Origin of the sequence: Streptomyces sp. NPDC048337, assembly GCF_043201175.1 — a bacterium.
Classification (GTDB): Bacteria; Actinomycetota; Actinomycetes; order Streptomycetales; family Streptomycetaceae; genus Streptomyces.
This window is the reverse complement of record NZ_JBICYR010000018.1, coordinates 22,360-38,434: the sequence shown is the minus strand read 5'-3', so window position 1 is coordinate 38,434 and position 16,075 is coordinate 22,360. Positions and strand designations below refer to the sequence as shown.

Annotated in this window: 15 protein-coding genes and 2 tRNA genes; 10 read left to right on the top strand and 7 right to left on the bottom strand. The window is 71.2% G+C overall.

Annotation, left to right across the window (positions count from 1 at the left end):
• Positions 1-17: 17 nt before the first annotated feature.
• Complete coding sequence (locus ACGFYU_RS26030; RefSeq protein ID WP_393829733.1) at positions 18-548, bottom strand: NUDIX hydrolase; 531 nt, start codon at positions 546-548, stop codon at positions 18-20.
• The gene (locus ACGFYU_RS26025) at positions 545-1,954 is read right to left on the bottom strand and encodes a zinc-dependent metalloprotease (RefSeq protein ID WP_393829732.1); all 1,410 of its coding nucleotides are present in this window, start codon (positions 1,952-1,954) and stop codon (positions 545-547) included. Before ACGFYU_RS26025 ends, ACGFYU_RS26030 begins: the two co-directional genes overlap by 4 nt.
• 193 nt (positions 1,955-2,147) lie before the next feature.
• Here ACGFYU_RS26025 and ACGFYU_RS26020 point away from each other — a divergent pair, with 193 nt between their 5' ends.
• The 4 genes from ACGFYU_RS26020 (at position 2,148) to ACGFYU_RS26005 (ending at position 5,581) form a co-directional block, all read left to right on the top strand.
• Entirely contained in the window at positions 2,148-3,326 is a 1,179-nt protein-coding gene (locus ACGFYU_RS26020) for an SDR family oxidoreductase (protein WP_393829731.1), read from the top strand.
• Between the two features lie 201 nt (positions 3,327-3,527).
• On the top strand, positions 3,528-3,989 hold the full coding sequence (locus tag ACGFYU_RS26015; protein ID WP_393829730.1) for a molybdenum cofactor biosynthesis protein MoaE: 462 nt from the start codon (positions 3,528-3,530) through the stop codon (positions 3,987-3,989).
• A gap of 158 nt (positions 3,990-4,147) precedes the next feature.
• Complete coding sequence (locus tag ACGFYU_RS26010) at positions 4,148-4,372, top strand: hypothetical protein (protein WP_393829729.1); 225 nt, start codon at positions 4,148-4,150, stop codon at positions 4,370-4,372.
• Positions 4,373-4,489: 117 nt separating this feature from the next.
• Positions 4,490-5,581, top strand: coding sequence for a PDZ domain-containing protein (locus tag ACGFYU_RS26005; RefSeq protein WP_393829728.1), 1,092 nt, complete (start codon positions 4,490-4,492; stop codon positions 5,579-5,581).
• 19 nt (positions 5,582-5,600) lie between these two features.
• On the opposite strand, the gene ACGFYU_RS26000 is transcribed toward ACGFYU_RS26005, so the two are convergent.
• A complete protein-coding gene (locus tag ACGFYU_RS26000; RefSeq protein WP_393829727.1) occupies positions 5,601-6,167 on the bottom strand; it encodes a PPA1309 family protein in 567 nt (188 codons plus the stop codon).
• A 128-nt stretch (positions 6,168-6,295) separates the two neighbouring features.
• Between ACGFYU_RS26000 and ACGFYU_RS25995 the strand changes: the two genes are divergently transcribed.
• The 4 genes from ACGFYU_RS25995 to ACGFYU_RS25980 all read left to right on the top strand — a co-directional run bounded on the left by ACGFYU_RS25995 (position 6,296) and on the right by ACGFYU_RS25980 (position 11,501).
• On the top strand, positions 6,296-9,184 hold the full coding sequence (locus tag ACGFYU_RS25995) for a UPF0182 family protein (protein WP_393829848.1): 2,889 nt from the start codon (positions 6,296-6,298) through the stop codon (positions 9,182-9,184).
• A gap of 49 nt (positions 9,185-9,233) precedes the next feature.
• Positions 9,234-9,307, top strand: a tRNA-Met gene (locus ACGFYU_RS25990).
• A 192-nt stretch (positions 9,308-9,499) separates the two neighbouring features.
• The gene (locus ACGFYU_RS25985) at positions 9,500-11,356 is read left to right on the top strand and encodes a tetratricopeptide repeat protein (RefSeq protein WP_393829726.1); all 1,857 of its coding nucleotides are present in this window, start codon (positions 9,500-9,502) and stop codon (positions 11,354-11,356) included.
• Between the two features lie 71 nt (positions 11,357-11,427).
• A tRNA-Met gene (locus ACGFYU_RS25980) sits at positions 11,428-11,501 on the top strand.
• Between the two features lie 122 nt (positions 11,502-11,623).
• Here the strand turns inward: ACGFYU_RS25980 and ACGFYU_RS25975 are convergent.
• Positions 11,624-12,040, bottom strand: a complete 417-nt coding sequence (locus ACGFYU_RS25975; protein ID WP_393829725.1) for a Fur family transcriptional regulator — start codon at positions 12,038-12,040, stop codon at positions 11,624-11,626.
• Positions 12,041-12,171: 131 nt separating this feature from the next.
• Here ACGFYU_RS25975 and ACGFYU_RS25970 point away from each other — a divergent pair, with 131 nt between their 5' ends.
• Complete coding sequence (locus ACGFYU_RS25970) at positions 12,172-13,641, top strand: catalase (protein WP_393829724.1); 1,470 nt, start codon at positions 12,172-12,174, stop codon at positions 13,639-13,641.
• Positions 13,642-13,712: 71 nt separating this feature from the next.
• Here the strand turns inward: ACGFYU_RS25970 and ACGFYU_RS25965 are convergent, their stop codons facing one another.
• Together ACGFYU_RS25965 and hisN are read right to left on the bottom strand one after the other, a co-directional pair.
• On the bottom strand, positions 13,713-14,105 hold the full coding sequence (locus tag ACGFYU_RS25965; protein WP_393829723.1) for a cyclic nucleotide-binding/CBS domain-containing protein: 393 nt from the start codon (positions 14,103-14,105) through the stop codon (positions 13,713-13,715).
• A gap of 155 nt (positions 14,106-14,260) precedes the next feature.
• Complete coding sequence (gene hisN, locus ACGFYU_RS25960) at positions 14,261-15,064, bottom strand: histidinol-phosphatase (protein ID WP_393829722.1); 804 nt, start codon at positions 15,062-15,064, stop codon at positions 14,261-14,263.
• Positions 15,065-15,189: 125 nt separating this feature from the next.
• Between hisN and ACGFYU_RS25955 the strand changes: the two genes are divergently transcribed.
• Entirely contained in the window at positions 15,190-15,732 is a 543-nt protein-coding gene (locus ACGFYU_RS25955) for a TetR/AcrR family transcriptional regulator (protein ID WP_393829721.1), read from the top strand.
• Here ACGFYU_RS25955 and ACGFYU_RS25950 read toward each other — a convergent pair.
• A complete protein-coding gene (locus ACGFYU_RS25950; protein ID WP_069921864.1) occupies positions 15,698-16,021 on the bottom strand; it encodes a multidrug efflux SMR transporter in 324 nt (107 codons plus the stop codon). The genes ACGFYU_RS25955 and ACGFYU_RS25950 overlap by 35 nt on opposite strands.
• Positions 16,022-16,075 lie beyond the last annotated feature (54 nt).

Here is a 16,075-nt window from a genome sequence, read left to right as displayed (position 1 = left end):
GTCCTCACGTCCGCGGCTCAGCCGTCCAGCCGCGCCAGGGTCGCCTCCAGCAGCCGCACGACAGAGGTGTCGGCGACCGCCGCCACCTCCTCGTACGGGAACCAGCGCAGGTCCAGCGACTCCTCGCTGATCTCCGCCTCCGCACCGGCCGGCGCCAGCGCCGCGTACTGCACGTCCAGGTGCCAGTTGCAGGGCGCCGGGATCGGATGCCGGTCCAGGCGCACCGGGCCGCCCGGCAGCAGGGTCAGACCGTGCTCGATGCCCGACTCCTCGCGGGCCTCGCGCAGCGCCACCTCCGCCAGGGTCGCGTCGCCGGACTCGCAGTGTCCGCCCATCTGCAGCCACATGCCGAGCTTCTTGTGCAGGGTCAGCAGGACGCGCCCCCGCGCCGGGTCGATCACCAGCGCGCTGCCCGTGACGTGCCCCGCCCGGCAGGGCTTGTAGACCCCGTCCGGGTGGGCCGACAGGTGCTCCAGGTAGAGGTCGCGCAGCTCGGGCTGCTCCTCGTAGGTCTTCAGTACGAGGACCGCGTCTTCGTGCAGGCTCACTTCTTCTCGTCGCCGTCCTCGTCGCGCTTCTCGGCGGCCTCGCCGAGCATCTTGTCCAGCTCCGAGAAGTCCAGCTGCTCGCGGTGGACGAAGCCGTCCGGGTCGTCCAGGTCGGAGGCGGTCGGCAGCATGTCCGGGTGCTCCCACAGGCCGTCGCGGCCGTCGACACCGCGCGCGTCGGTGAGCGAGGCCCACAGCCGCGAGGCGTCGCGCAGCCGGCGCGGGCGCAGCTCCAGGCCGATCAGCGTCGCGAAGGTCTGCTCCGCCGGGCCGCCCGAGGCGCGCCGCCGGCGCATGGTCTCGCGCATGGCGTCGGCCGAGGTCAGCCGGGGCTTGGCCGCCTCGTGCACGACCGCGTCCACCCAGCCCTCGACCAGCGCGAGCGCCGTCTCCAGGCGGGCCAGCGCGGCCTTCTGCTCGGGGGTGTCCTGCGGCTGGAACATGCCGCCCTGGAGCGCCTCCTGGAGCTGCTCCGGATTCGACGGGTCCAGCTGGCCGACCACGTCCTCCAGCTTCGAGGTGTCGACCTTGATGCCGCGGGCGTAGCCCTCGACCGCGCCGAACAGGTGCGAGCGCAGCCACGGGACGTGGGCGAAGAGCCGGGCGTGCGCCGCCTCGCGCAGCGCCAGGTACAGCCGCACCTCCTCCGGGGGCACGCCCAGGTCCTTGCCGAAGGCCGCGATGTTCAGCGGCAGCAGCGCGGCCTTGCCGGCCGGGCCCAGCGGCAGCCCGATGTCGGTGGAGCCGACGACCTCGCCCGCGAGCACGCCCACGGCCTGGCCGATCTGCTGCCCGAACATGGCGCCGCCCATGGATCGCATCATCCCGAGCAGCGGGCCCGCCATGGCCTGCATCTCCTCGGGCAGCACGCTGCCCATGGCCGCGCCGACCCGCTCGGCGACCGGGTCCACGAGCTCCTTCCACACCGGGAGGGTCGCCTCGACCCACTCGGCGCGGCTCCACGCCACGGCCGTCCCCGCGCCCGAGGGCAGCGAGGTCGCGCCGTCCAGCCACAGGTCCGCCAGCCGCACGGCCTCCTCGACCGCGGACTTCTCGGCGACGCCGACGCTGGTGTCCTTCACGCCGTCCGCGGTGCCCTGCGCGACGGTCTGGCGGGCGATGTCCTTGGCCATGTCCCAGTTCACGGGACCGCCCTCGTAGCTGAGCATCTGGCCGAGCTGCTGGAAGGCCGCACCGAGGTCGTTCGGGTTCATCGAACCGAACATCGCGGCGAACGGATTGTCCGCGCCGCCGGGACCGCCCGCGCCGCCCGGCAGGCCCATGCCGGGGAACCCGAACGGATTCGCCGGGCCGCCCTGGCCGCCCTGATTGCCCTTCTTCTTGCCCTCGTCGCCGTTGTCCGGCTCCTCCGGCGGAAGGCCGAATCCGAATGGGGTGTCGCTCACGGGTTTCCTCGGCTCGTAGGGCCGCCGGCGAGGAGCCGACGGGCGGATGGTCCGACAACACACCAAGCGTAGACACCTGACCCGCTTACGGGCTCGGTGCTCCGCCGACTCCTGGGCTGCGGCAGGATGGACATCACCTGGTAGGTACGCGTCACGGCGCGTCCCCACTGAAGACAACCGCTGGAGACGCCCGGTGAGTTCCCCAGATCCGCACCTTTCGGATGAGCGCAGCACGCCGCACGACCCCGAAAACCGCCCCGAGCACGGTGACAGCGCCCCCGGCGTTCGCCAGCCGCGAAACCCGGCCGAGCCCCGCCGGAACAGCCCGGTGATCGCCGTGACCGGCGCCGCGACGGGGGTGGGCGCGGCCCTGGTGAGCCGCCTGGCCGCCTCCGACGAGGTCAAGCAGGTCGTGGCGATCGACGAGCGGCGCGGGGACTGCGCGACCGCCCAGTGGCACGTCCTGGACGTACGGGACCCCGCGATCGCCGAGAAGCTGCGGGGTGCCGACGTGGTCGTCCACCTCGCGCTGGACCTCGATCTGGAGACGGACCCGGCGGCCCGTACGGCGTACAACGTGCGCGGGACCCAGACCGTGCTCACCGCCGCCGCGGCGGCCGGGGTGCACCGGGTCGTGCTCTGCACCTCCGCGATGGTCTACGGGGCCCTGCCCGACAACGACATCCCGCTCTCGGAGGACTCCGAGCTGCGGGCCACGGCGGAGGCCACCGGCGTCGGGGACCTGCTGGAGATCGAACGGCTGGGGCGGCGGGCCCCGCGGGCGCACCCGGGCCTGAACGTCACGGTGATCCGCCCGGCGGTCCTGGTCGGCGGTACGGACACGGCCCTGACCCGGTACTTCGAGTCCCCGCGGCTGCTCGTGGTGGCCGGATCCCGGCCGACGTGGCAGTTCTGCCACGTGGAGGACCTGGTCAGCGCGCTGGAGTACGCGGCCCTGGAGAAGGTCGAGGGCGAGCTCGCGGTGGGCTGCGAGGGGTGGCTGGAGCAGGAGGAGGTGGAGGAGCTGAGCGGTATCCGCCGCATGGAACTCCCCTCGGCGGTGGCCCTGGGCGCGGCGGCCCGGCTGCACCGGATCGGCCTGACGCCGTCGCCCGCCGGGGACCTCGCGTACACGATGCACCCGTGGGTGGTCAGCGTGAGCGGGCTGCACGCGGCGGGGTGGCGGCCGCGCTGGACCAACGAGGAGGTGCTGGCCGAGCTGCTCCAGGAGGTGGCGGGGCGGCACACCGTGGCCGGCCGCCGGCTGGGCCGCAAGGACGCGGCCACCGCTGCCGGGGCCGCCGGCGCGACGGTGGCCCTGCTGGGCGCTGCCGCAGCCGTGCGGCGGGCCCGTCGGCGGCGCGGGCTGTAGCCGCCCTTTGCCCGCGGCGCCGCCGCGCAAGCGCCCCCCCCGGGCTGCGCCCGGGCTCCTGGGGCTCCGCCCCGGACCCCGCGCCCCAAACGCCGGCGAGGCTGGATTCGGCCGAGGCTGGACGTTGCTCCCAAGGGGGGTGGTGCGCCCCGGGCGAAACTGCTATTCCGCCGCGTCAGCGGCTAGGGCACGATGGACGGTATGGCACCGCACTTCGATCACCCCGGCGAGCAGGCCGCTTCGGACCCCATCCGGCTGCTCGCGATCCGTGAGACCCCGCTTTCGATCGACGAGGTCTTCAAGGCCGTCGGCGACGATGCGACGGGCGGTACGACGCTCTTCGTCGGCACGGTGCGCAACCACGACGGCGGCTCGGACGTCGATTCGCTCGGCTACTCCTGCCACCCCACGGCCGAGGCCGAGATGCGCCGGGTCGCCGAGCGCGTCGTGGCGAAGTACCCGGTCCGCGCCCTGGCCGCCGTGCACCGCGTGGGCGACCTGTCCGTCGGCGACCTGGCGGTCGTCGTCGCCGTGTCCTGCCCGCACCGCGGCGAGGCCTTCGAGGCCTGCCGGATGCTGATCGACGACCTCAAGCACGAGGTCCCGATCTGGAAGCACCAGACGTTCGCCGACGGCACCGAGGAGTGGGTCGGCGCCTGCTGAGGCGGGCGCGGGCCCCGCGTGTGGAGGCGCCCCCGGAAGGGGGTAGCCTCGCACCCGTTCGGCCGCGCAACACGCCCTCGATTTGCGTAACCCCTTCCCGGGCACCAGCGTTGAAGCCACAACGAAACGTAAGCACTTCGGGGTAGGGAGGCAGGCCCATGGCGTCTCTGGCGTGGTTGCTGATTCCGCTGTTCGCCGCGATCGGCGCGGGGATATGGGGCAGCTGGGCGGCACGCGACCGCACGCAAGGCGACATATCCGAGCTGGCCGGATACGCACGGTTCCGTGAAGTGATGGACAAGGCCGACAAGGCCGGCAAGACCGACAGGTCCGTAGAGGTCAGGGCCAAAGCAGGGGCCCACTCCGGTTCCGACGCCGTCTGAGCGTCCCGTGAGAAGGGCCGGGCCTCATCTGAAATCCGCCTGAGAGTTTCGCCCGCGGGCCCCGTACGGACCGGCCCCGGGGGCCGCCCGTCAGGGCCGTCCCGTACTGTCGGATCCATGCCACGCCGCACCGCGACGATGCTCGCCTCCACCCTCGTGCTGTTCGCGCTGCTCTGCGCAGGCGTCTTCATCAAGGTCCCGTACTCGGAGATGAGCCCGGGCCCCACCGTGAACACCCTCGGGGACTCGCACGGCGAGCCCGTCCTCAACATCTCGGGGCGCAAGACGTACCCGACCAGCGGTCACCTCAACATGACGACGGTCCGCGTCACGGGCGCGGACTACGACATGAACCTGCTGGAGGCGGTGTACGGGTGGCTGGCCGACGACAACATCGTCGTGCCGCACGAGAACCTCTACCCGGACGGCAAGACGGAAGAGCAGTCCACGCAGGAGAACGCCGAGGAGTTCAGCCAGTCGCAGCAGAGCGCCAAGGTGGCCGCCCTCAAGCAGCTCGGCATCCCGGTCACCGCCCGCGTGATCGTCGCCTCCGTGGTCAAGGCGAGCCCCGCCGACGGCAAGCTGCACGCCGGTGACGTGATCAAGGCCGTGGACGGCGCGCCCGTCACCGCCCCGGAGGACGTGGCCAAGCTCGTCACCAAGCACAAGCCCGGCGAGCCGGTCGAGTTCACCATCGTGCCCGCCGCGGAGGCGGCCGAGGCGGCGAAGGCGAACCGCGAGCCCACCGGCTCCACCAAGGTCACGATCACCGCGGGCAAGGCCGAGGGCGACGGTCACGCCATCGTCGGCATCCGGGCCGGCACCGACCACACCTTCCCGTTCACCATCGACATCAAGCTCGCCGATGTGGGCGGCCCCAGCGCCGGCCTGATGTTCGCCCTCGGCATCGTCGACAAGCTCACCCCGGAGGACCTGACCGGCGGCAAGTTCGTCGCGGGCACCGGCACCATCGACGACGCGGGCAAGGTCGGCCCGATCGGCGGCATCCAGATGAAGACCATCGGCGCCCGCAAGGCCGGCGCCGAGTACTTCCTGACGCCCGCCGAGAACTGCGCCTCCGCGGCCAAGAACGTGCCCGGCGGGCTGACCCTGGTCAAGGTCTCCACCATCGACGACGCCACGAAGGCACTGGAGAAGATCCGCACGGGGGACACGGCCGGGCTGCCGCAGTGCGGCGCCAAGCCCTGACCGGTCCCCCCGGCCCCTGCTAGGAGAAGGTCGCGGCCAGCGCCTCGGCCAGCCCGGGCACCAGGTTCCCGCCGGTGAGGACCTCCGTCGAGGAGTCCTTCTCGCGCAGCCGCACGGCGGACTCGCGCGAGCCGTCGCGCAGGACGGCCACGGTCAGCCGGACCTCCTGCCGCTCCGGGTGCCCGGCCACCCACTTCGCCAGCTGCTTGTCGCTGAGCCCCTCCGGTACGGAGGCCTCCGCGGACGGCGGCAGCATCAGCCGCTCCACCGTCAGCGCGCAGCCGACGACGGCCTCGGGCCAGGCGATGGTGCCGAGGAACTTGTCGAGCGGGGTCCCGGCCGGGACCTCGTCCTGCTCGATCGGGGTGAGGGAGGACTGGCCGGCGTCGTCCTTGTCGAGGCCGAGCTGGCTCGCCAGGTGCGGCTCCTGCTTCTTGAGCCGGGCGGTGTCGACGAGCGCGAACAGCCGCGCGGGCTTGTCCCAGCCGAGGCCGGCCGCGTACTCGTCGATTTCGAGGCAGGCACGGGTCAGCGGGCTGGCCGCCATCGGCGTGCCGGGGGAAGGAAGGTTGGACATGGGCAACATCCTGCCTCCTTTCCCCCGGATACCGGGAACTGACTAAAGCCTCAGTAAGTTGCATGAGTGGGCTCTACGATCGGGGGCCCGTTCATTACCAGACAGCGACTTTCGAGGTGCGCACCTTGGCTTTCCAGATGCCGGACCGCGGCGGAGGCCCTTCCGGGCCACGGATGAGAGTCGGCCGCCCGTCCCGGCGAGCCCGCACTCTCCTCATGACCTTGGGCGTGCTGGCCGTCCTGGCCATGCTCTTCATCATGTTCGCGGGCTTCTGGACGGACTGGCTCTGGTTCCGCTCCGTGAAGTACTCCAGCGTCTTCACCACCACCCTGTGGACCAAGATCGGCCTCTTCGCCGTCTTCGGCCTGCTGATGGCCGGTGCCGTGGGCTTCAACATCTGGCTGGCGCACCGGCTGCGGCCGCCGCTCAGCGCGATGTCGATGGAGCAGCAGAGCCTCGACCGCTACCGGATGAGCGTCGCCCCGTACAAGAAGTGGCTGCTCCTGGGCATCTCGGTGCTCGTAGGCCTGATCGCGGGCGCCTCGGCGGCCGGCCAGTGGAAGACCTGGCTGATGTATGTGAACGGGGTGCCCTTCGGGCAGAAGGACCCCGAGTTCCACCTGGACGTGTCGTTCTACACCTTCGACCTGCCCTGGTACCGCTTCCTGCTCGGCTTCGGCTTCGCCGCGGTCGTGCTGTCGGTGATCGCCGCCGCCGTCGTGCACTACCTGTACGGCGGACTGCGCGTGACCAGCCCCGGCGCCCGGGCCACCGCCGCGGCGACCGGGCACCTGTCGGTGCTGCTCGGCCTCTTCGTCACCCTCAAGGCGATCGCGTACTGGCTCGACCGGTACGGCCTCGCCGTGAAGTCCAGCGACTTCAAGGCCGCGGACAACTGGACCGGCCTGCGCTACGTCGACGCGAACGCGTACCTCCCGGCGAAGACGATCCTCGTCGCCATCGCCGCGATCTGCGCCCTGCTGTTCTTCGCGACCCTGTGGCGCCGCACCTGGCAGCTGCCCGTCATCGGCTTCGGCCTGATGGTGCTCTCCGCGATCCTCATCGGCGGGCTGTACCCGGCGATCGTGCAGAAGTTCCAGGTCCAGCCGAACGAGCAGGCCAAGGAATCGCCGTACGTCGAGAAGAACATCAAGGCGACGCGCGACGCCTACGGGATCGACGGGACCGACGTCAAGGACTACTCGGGCATCCCGGACCCGAAGGCGGACAAGAACCAGCTGCGGCAGGCGGCCGGCACCAACGCCAGCATCCGGCTCCTGGACCCCAACATCGTCTCGCCGGCCTTCCAGCAGCTCCAGCAGGTCAAGGGCTACTACGCCTTCCCGTCCACGCTCGCCGTGGACCGGTACAGCGGCCAGGACACGGTCATCGGCCTGCGCGAACTGAACATCGGCGGCATCCCGAAGAACAACTGGATCAACGACCACTTCCGCTACACCCACGGCTACGGCGTGGTCGCCGCCAAGGGCACCACCGCCACCGATCAGGGCGCCCCCGACTTCACCCAGTCCGACCTGCCCTCCAAGGGCATGTTCGGAACGGACTTCGAGCAGCGCATCTACTACGGCGAGCAGACGAAGCAGTACTCGATCGTCGGCGGACCGCAGAAGGAGCTCGACTACTCGGACGACAAGGGCGAGAAGGAGACGAGCTACAAGGGCGGCTCCGGCGTCAACCTCGACAACCCGGTCAACCGGGCGGCGTACGCGCTCACCTTCTCCGAGCCGCAGATCCTGTACTCCGGGGCCATCGGCGACGGCTCGCGGATCCTGTACAACCGCACGCCCAAGCAGCGCGTCGAGGCCGTCGCGCCGTGGCTGACCATCGACGGCGCCCCGTACCCGGCGGTCGTCGACGGCCGGATCAAGTGGATCGTCGACGCGTACACGACGACCAACGGCTACCCGTACGCCTCGCGCACCACGCTGGGCCAGAGCACCGCGGACTCGCTGACCAACAGCCAGCGCGCGGTGGTGGCCCAGGAGAACCAGGTCAACTACATCCGCAACTCGGTGAAGGCCACCGTCGACGCGTACGACGGCACGGTCGACCTGTACCAGTGGGACACCCAGGACCCGGTCCTGAAGACCTGGATGAAGGCGTTCCCCGGCACGGTGAAGCCCAAGAGCGAGATCTCCAAGCCGCTCATGGACCACATGCGCTACCCGCAGGACCTCTTCAAGGTCCAGCGCGAGCTGCTGACCCGCTACCACGTCACCGATCCGCAGACCTTCCTCTCCGGTTCGGAGGCCTGGGCGGTCCCGGACGACCCGACGACCAAGGTGGGGACGGCGGTCCCGCCGTACTACCTGTCGATGAAGATGCCGGAGCAGAAGGAGAAGGACCAGGTCTTCTCGCTCACGACGACCTTCACGCCGAACGGCCGGGACAACCTGAGCGCCTTCATGGCGGTCAACGCCGATCCGGGCACCCCGGACTACGGCAAGATCAGGATCCTGAAGCTGCCGACCAGCCGCCCGGTGGACGGCCCCAAGCAGGTGCAGAGCAAGTTCAACTCCGAACCCAAGATCGCCGAGTCGATCCGCCTGCTGCGCGGCGGTGACTCCGAGGTCGAGTACGGAAACCTGCTCTCGGTGCCGCTGGCCGACGGAATGCTCTACGTGGAGCCGGTGTACGTGCGCAGCTCGGGGCTCAAGTACCCGCTGCTGCGCAAGGTGCTCGTGACCTACGGCGGCCAGACGGCCTTCGAGGACACCCTGGAGAAGGCGTTGAACGTGGTCTTCGGGGCCGAGGCGCCGACCACGCCCGTACCGCCGACGACCCAGCCGCCGGGCGAGGGCACCACCACGCCGCCGGTCAGCCAGGACCCCACGGTCAAGGCGGCGCTCGCCGACGCGCAGAAGGCCGTGGAGGACGCCGAGAAGGCCCGACAGGCCGGCGACTGGGCGGCCTTCGGCAAGGCACAGGAGGAGATCAAGGCGGCGCTGAAGCGGGCGATCGACGCGGAGGCGAAGCTGACGGCCCCCAAGCCGGCAGGGCAGTGATCACTCGGTAATGGCTCCGTCCCGCGTCGTGATACTGTGGTTTCACCGACGCGGGGTGGAGCAGCTCGGTAGCTCGCTGGGCTCATAACCCAGAGGTCGCAGGTTCAAATCCTGTCCCCGCTACTGAAGATGAAGGCCCGGATCCATGGGATCCGGGCCTTCGTCATGTCCGGCGCGGACACGCGGTAGCCGGGACGGGTGAGTTGGGGCGGGAGCGTGTTTGACTTGACTCTCTATGGGCATGTCGACAAAACGCTGTAGTGACCTCACTGGCTGCGACATACCAGGTGTACGCGGGTAGCAGGTGATGCGACGATGGGATTTATGGGGGACAGGTCAACTCTGCTGGAGACAGGGCGGTTTGCGAGGGCGGAAGCCGAGCCGGGTACGGGAGCCGGTGCCACGGCTCATGCTGACAACGCGCAGACCGCACTGACCGATGCGGATCTCGTGGAAGACATGTTCGTCGAGACCGACGCGGCGAGCGACGCCGAGCTGGAGGCGCGGCACCGGGTGGCCGCCGACAAGGGCGACCCGGGCGCCATGAGCGTGCTCGGGGCGCTGCTGCTGCGCCGCGGAGACCTGGACGGGGCCGAGCCGTACCTGCGCAACGCCACCGGGGAAGGGGACCGCGCCGCCGCGAACAACCTGGGCGTCCTGCTGCACCAGCGGGGCTACCCCGAGGAGGCCGCCGGCTGGTGGCGGGTCGCCGCCGTCGCCGGATCCGCGCCCGCCGCGCACGCCCTGGGCCGTCACTTCCGCGAGCGCGGGGACGAGCCGGCCGCCGAGTACTGGCTCCGCCAGGCCGCGGAATCCGGCCACGCCCTGGGCGCGTACGGACTGGCCGACCTGCTGGAGCACCGCGGCGACAACGGTGTCGAGCGGTGGTTCCGGGCCGCGGCCGAGCAGGGGCACCGCGAAGCGGCGTACCGGCTGGCCCGGCACCTCAGGAAGGGCGACCCGGCCGAGGCCGAGCAGTGGTACCGGCAGGCCGCCGCACGCGGCCACCGGCGCGCCGCCCTGCACCTGGGGGCCCTGCTGGAGGCCCGCGGGGAGCTCAAGGAGGCCGGGCGCTGGTACCTGACCTCCGCCAAGCAGGGCGAGGCCAGGGCGGCCTGCGCCCTCGGCTTCCTGCTGCGCGACGCCGGCGACGAGGACAGCGCGGCCGCGTGGTGGCACCGGGCCGCCCAGGACGGCGACGGCAACGCCGCGAACGCGCTGGGCGCGCTGCACGCCGCCCGGGGGGAGACCCAGACCGCGGAGCGCTGGTACCGGACCGCCATGGACGCGGGCGACCAGAACGGGGCGTACAACCTTGCTCTGCTGTGCGTCGCACAGGACCGCACCGCTCAGGCCGAGCAGTGGTACCGGCGCGCCGCCTACGCGGGACACCGCGAGGCGGCCAACGCGCTGGCCATCCTGCTCCTCCAGGGCGGGGACGCGGCGGGCGCGGAGCCGTGGTTCTCGAAGGCCGCGGAGGCGGGCAGCGTGGACGCCGCCTTCAACCTCGGCATCCTCTTCGCCAGCCGGGACGAGGACCGCACGGCGCTGAAGTGGTACGAGCGGGCCGCATCGGCCGGACACACCGACGCCGCGCTCCAGGTCGGCATCGCGCTGGTCCGGGACGGCGAGGAGCGGGCCGCCGAGCGGCACCTGCGGTGCGCGGCGGGCGGCGGCAGCGCGGAGGCGGCCTTCCGGCTGGCCGCGCTGCTGGAGTCGCTGGCCCCGCCGCCGGAGCCGGTGGCGCTGGGCGAGCCGGTGGGCGGCGCCCCGAAGACCGAGAGCGAGGAGTGGTACGAGCGCGCCGCCGAGCTGGGGCACCGGCGCGCCCAGGTGCGGGTCGGCATGCTGGCCGCCGCCCGGGGTGACCTGGCGGTCGCGGCGCAGTGGTACCGGGAGGCGGCCGAGGCCGGGTCCCGGAACGGGGCCTTCAACCTGGGGCTGCTTCTGGCGCGCGAGGGCAGCGAGCCGGAGGCCGCGCTGTGGTGGACGCGCGCGGCGGTGGCGGGCCACGGCCGGGCCGCGCTGCGGCTGGGGCTGCTGGCCGCTCGGCACGGTGACCTGGCCGAGGGGCAGAAGTGGTGCGTGCGGGCCATGGAGTTGGGCCCGGACGAAGTCTCGGAGCGGGCGGCCCGTCTCCGGGAGGCCCTCGCCGAGGAGCTCTCGGCCTGACCTTCCCGGGCGGGCCGGATTTAAGCGATTTGCATCTGCTGGGGGGCCTCACGTAAAGTCGTGTTTACCGACGCGGGGTGGAGCAGCTCGGTAGCTCGCTGGGCTCATAACCCAGAGGTCGCAGGTTCAAATCCTGTCCCCGCTACTGAAGGCCGAAGGCCCGGATCCCATGGATCCGGGCCTTCGGTCGTTTCCGGTGACGGAAGGCGTACATCGTGAAGAAGGGCCCGGGGGCGCTGCCCCCGGGCCCTTCCCCCGCACCTTCGGCTAGGCGCCCGCGCAGTTCGGGCAGATCCCGCGGTACGTCACCTCGACCGCCGAGACGACGAAGCCGAAGCGCTCCGTGTCGGGCAGGTCGGTCAGCGGATTGCCCGCCGGGTGGACGTCGCGGATCGCGCCGCACTGGGCGCAGACCAGGTGCTGGTGGGGCCGGTGGGCGTTCGGGTCGTACCGCTTGGCCCGGCGGTCCGTGGAGACCTCCAGGACCTCGCCGAGCGTGACGAGCTCACCCAGCGTGTTGTAGACGGTCGCGCGCGAGATCTCGGGCAGCTTGGCCACCGCGCGCGCGTGCACCTCGTCGGCCGTCAGGTGAACGTGGTCACCGTCGAGCACCTCGGCCACGACACGCCGCTGCGCCGTCATGCGCCAGCCGCGTCCGCGAAGTCGTTCCAGCAGGTCACTCATAGACGTCAGCCTAACAGTGAGGTGATCCGGTGTAACTCCCGAACCGTTGCGGACTTGGATGCTTACTTGACTTAGACAATGTCCATCGTAGGATCGGTTACGGCAAACGCCAAGGACAGGAACACGCAGGTATGACGCAGGAGGCGCACGTGACGCAGGGACCGCTCACCACGGAGGCCGGGGCTCCGGTCGCCGACAACCAGAACAGCGAGACCGCCGGCGTCGGCGGCCCCGTCCTGGTCCAGGACCAGCTCCTGCTGGAGAAGCTCGCGCACTTCAACCGCGAGCGCATCCCGGAGCGCGTGGTGCACGCCCGCGGCGCCGGCGCCTACGGCACCTTCACGCTGACCCGCGACGTCTCGCAGTGGACCCGCGCCAAGTTCCTCTCCGAGGTCGGCAAGCAGACCGAGACCTTCCTGCGCTTCTCCACCGTCGCCGGCAACCTCGGCTCGGCCGACGCCGTGCGCGACCCCCGCGGCTGGGCGCTGAAGTTCTACACCGAAGAGGGCAACTACGACCTCGTCGGCAACAACACCCCGGTGTTCTTCATCAAGGACGCCATCAAGTTCCCCGACTTCATCCACACCCAGAAGCGCGACCCGTACACCGGCTCGCAGGAGGCGGACAACGTCTGGGACTTCTGGGGTCTGTCGCCCGAGTCCACCCACCAGGTGACCTGGCTGTTCGGTGACCGCGGCATCCCGGCGACCTACCGCCACATGAACGGCTACGGCTCGCACACGTTCCAGTGGAACAACGAGGCCGGCGAGGTCTTCTGGGTCAAGTACCACTTCAAGACCGACCAGGGCATCAAGAACCTCACCCAGGCCGAGGCCAACCAGCTCGCCGGTGAGGACCCGGACAGCCACCAGCGCGACCTGCGCGAGGCCATCGAGCGCGGCGACTTCCCGACCTGGACCGTGCAGGTCCAGATCATGCCCGCGGCCGAGGCGGCCGAGTACCGCTTCAACCCGTTCGACCTCACCAAGGTGTGGCCGCACGAGGACTACCCGCCGATCGAGATCGGCAAGCTGGAGCTCAACCGCAACCCGGAGAACGTCTTCGCCGAGGTCGAGCAGTCGATCTTCTCCCCGGCGCACTTCGTCCCCGGCATCGGTCCGTCCCCGGACAAGATGCTCCAGGGCCGTCTCTTCGGCTACGGGGACGCCCACCGCTACCGCGTCGGCATCAACGCCGACCACCTGCCGGTGAACCGCCCGCACGCCACCGAGGCGCGCACCAACTCCCGTGACGGCTACCTGTACGACGGCCGCCACAAGGGTGCGAAGAACTACGAGCCGAACAGCTTCGGCGGCCCGCACCAGATCGACCGCCCGCTGTGGCAGCCGATCGAGGTCACCGGCGGCACGGGCAACCACGCCGCCGCCGCGCACAGCGAGGACAACGACTTCGTCCAGGCGGGCAACCTGTACCGCCTGTACTCGGAGGACGAGAAGGCCCGCCTGATCGAGAACCTGTCCGGCTTCATCGCCAAGGTCTCCCGTGACGACATCGTCGAGCGGGCGATCAACAACTTCCGCCAGGCGGACGGCGACTTCGGCAAGCGGCTCGAAGCCGCGGTCCAGGCCCTTCGCGGCTGATAAGGATCGCTTGCCGTAGCAGGACGACGGGCCGGAATCCTCCTCGGAGGGTTCCGGCCCGTCGTCGTTCGTTACGCGGAGACCGCCCGCCGCGCCGGCACCCAGCAGCGGATGACGTCGCGTACGGAGACGATGCCCACCGGGCCGCCGTGCTCCAGCACGATCAGATGCCGGAAGCCGCCGTGGGTCATCGCCTCGGCGGCCTCCTGCACGGTGGCGTCGGGGGTGCAGAACACCACGTTGTTGGTGGTGTGCGCGGCCACGGACTCCCGGTCGGGATCGTGGCCGGCGCCGATCGAGTTGAGGATGTCGCGCTCGGTCAGGATGCCGATGCCGCTGTGGTCGGGATCGAGTACGACGGCCGCGCCGACGCGCCGGCCGGACATCAGGCAGGCCGCCTGTCGGAGGGTGTGAGCGGGTCCGAGGGTGAGGATCACGGTGCTCATTGCGTCACGGACGAGCATGAAGAGAGCCACCTCCTGGGGTGAGCCCCCCGCTTGGGTGGGTGCGCCCGGGACGCCTTCTTGAGAAGGCATTCACAAGCGCACAAGCGTGGGGATTCTCAGATTCCCATGGACACGCACCGTCATCAAGGGGGCGCGCTCGGCGCACGGGCGGCTCAGGCGCGCGGGCGCAGCAGGCTCAGCATCTCCTCGTGGAGCAGTCCGTTCGACGCCGCCGCGTTCCCGCCGTGCACCCCGTCCACCCCGTCCAGGCTCGTGAACCGGCCGCCCGCCTCCTGGACCACGATCGCGATGGCCGCCATGTCCCAGAGGTTCAGCTCCGGCTCGGCGCACAGGTCCAGCGAGCCCTCCGCGACCATCATGTACGGCCAGAAGTCGCCGTAGCCGCGCGTACGCCAGCACGCGCGGGTCAGGTCCAGGAATCCGGGGAGCCGCCCCTGCTCCTCCCAGCCGCTCAGCGAGGAGTACGCGAAGGAGGCGTCGCCGAGCGTGGCCACCTTCGACACGCCGATCTCCGTGGTCTCACCGAGCGCGCCGCCGGCGTACGCGCCCCCGCCCCGCGTCGCCCACCAGCGCCGGCCGAGCGCCGGTGCGGACACCACGCCGACGACCGGGCGGAAGACGCCGTCGGCGCCCTCGGCCATCAGGGAGATCAGGGTCGCCCAGACGGGGACCCCGCGCACGTAGTTCTTCGTACCGTCGATCGGGTCCACGACCCAGCGGCGCGGGCCGCTGCCCTTGAGGCCGTACTCCTCGCCCAGGATGGCGTCGTCGGGGCGCGCGGCCGCGATGCCGGCCCGGATGATCTCCTCGGCGGCCTGGTCGGCCTCGCTCACCGGGGTCATGTCCGGCTTCGTCTCGACCTTCAGGTCGAGGGCGCCGAACCGCTCCATCGTGGCGGCGTCCGCCGCGTCGGCGAGTTCGAGGGCAAGGCGCAGGTCATCGTCATACTCGGGCATGCCAGAACAGTATCGGCACTCCCCGACCCCGACCAACGACGTCCACAGTGCGGCCGGGAGGCGCCCTTGACGGGATCTGCCGCCCCGTCAACTCTGGTCAGGGAGCCGATCGGGGAGGCGTGAGGATGCCGGCAGCCCGGGAGTCCTTGCTGGATGCGGCGGGAGCGGCGCTCTCGGCCCGCCCCTGGCCGGCCGTGCGGATGGTCGACGTGGCGGCCGCCGCCGGGGTGTCCAGGCAGACCCTCTACAACGAGTTCGGGGGCAAGGCGGGCCTGGGCCGCGAGCTGGTCCGGCGCGAGGCCCAGCGCTACCTGGAGGGCGTGGACCGGGCCCTGGCCACCCCGGCGCCGGCCACCGAGCGCCTCGCCGCGGTCGCGGAGTGGACCGTACGGGCGGCCCGCGCCTACCCCCTCGTACGGGCCCTGCTGACGGGGTTCTGGGACGCGGCCCTGCCCGCCGCCGGAGCCCGGGCGCCCGGGCCGGGCGAGCTGGCCCGCGCCGTGCGCGACCGGGCGGCCGCCGCGCTCCCGCCGGGGGAGGGGGTGCGGCACTGCGAGCTCGCCGTACGGCTCGCCCTGTCCTACGTGGTCGCGCCGGGCGAGGAGCCGGGGTCGGCGGAGCTGCTCCGGCTGCTCAGTGGGCAGATCCGGACAGCTGGAGCCCGATGACCCCGAGGATCACCAGGGAGATCGAGACGAGCTTGAGGGTGGAGACCAGGTCGCCGAGGAAGACCATGCCGTAGATCGCCGTCCCGGCCGCCCCGATGCCGGTCCACACCGCGTACGCGGGACCCACGTCCAGCTTCTTGAGGGCCAGCGTCAACAGCCCGAAGCTGCCGAGCGCGAAGCACGCGAAGGCGACGGTCGGCCACAGTCGGGTGAAACCGTGGGACAGCTTCAGGCAGACCGCGAAACCGGTCTCCAGGATTCCCGCGACCACGACGAGCAGCCACGCCATGTCGAATGCCTCCCCGCGTCACGTGACGTCGCGTCACTTGGTGCGATTATGCAT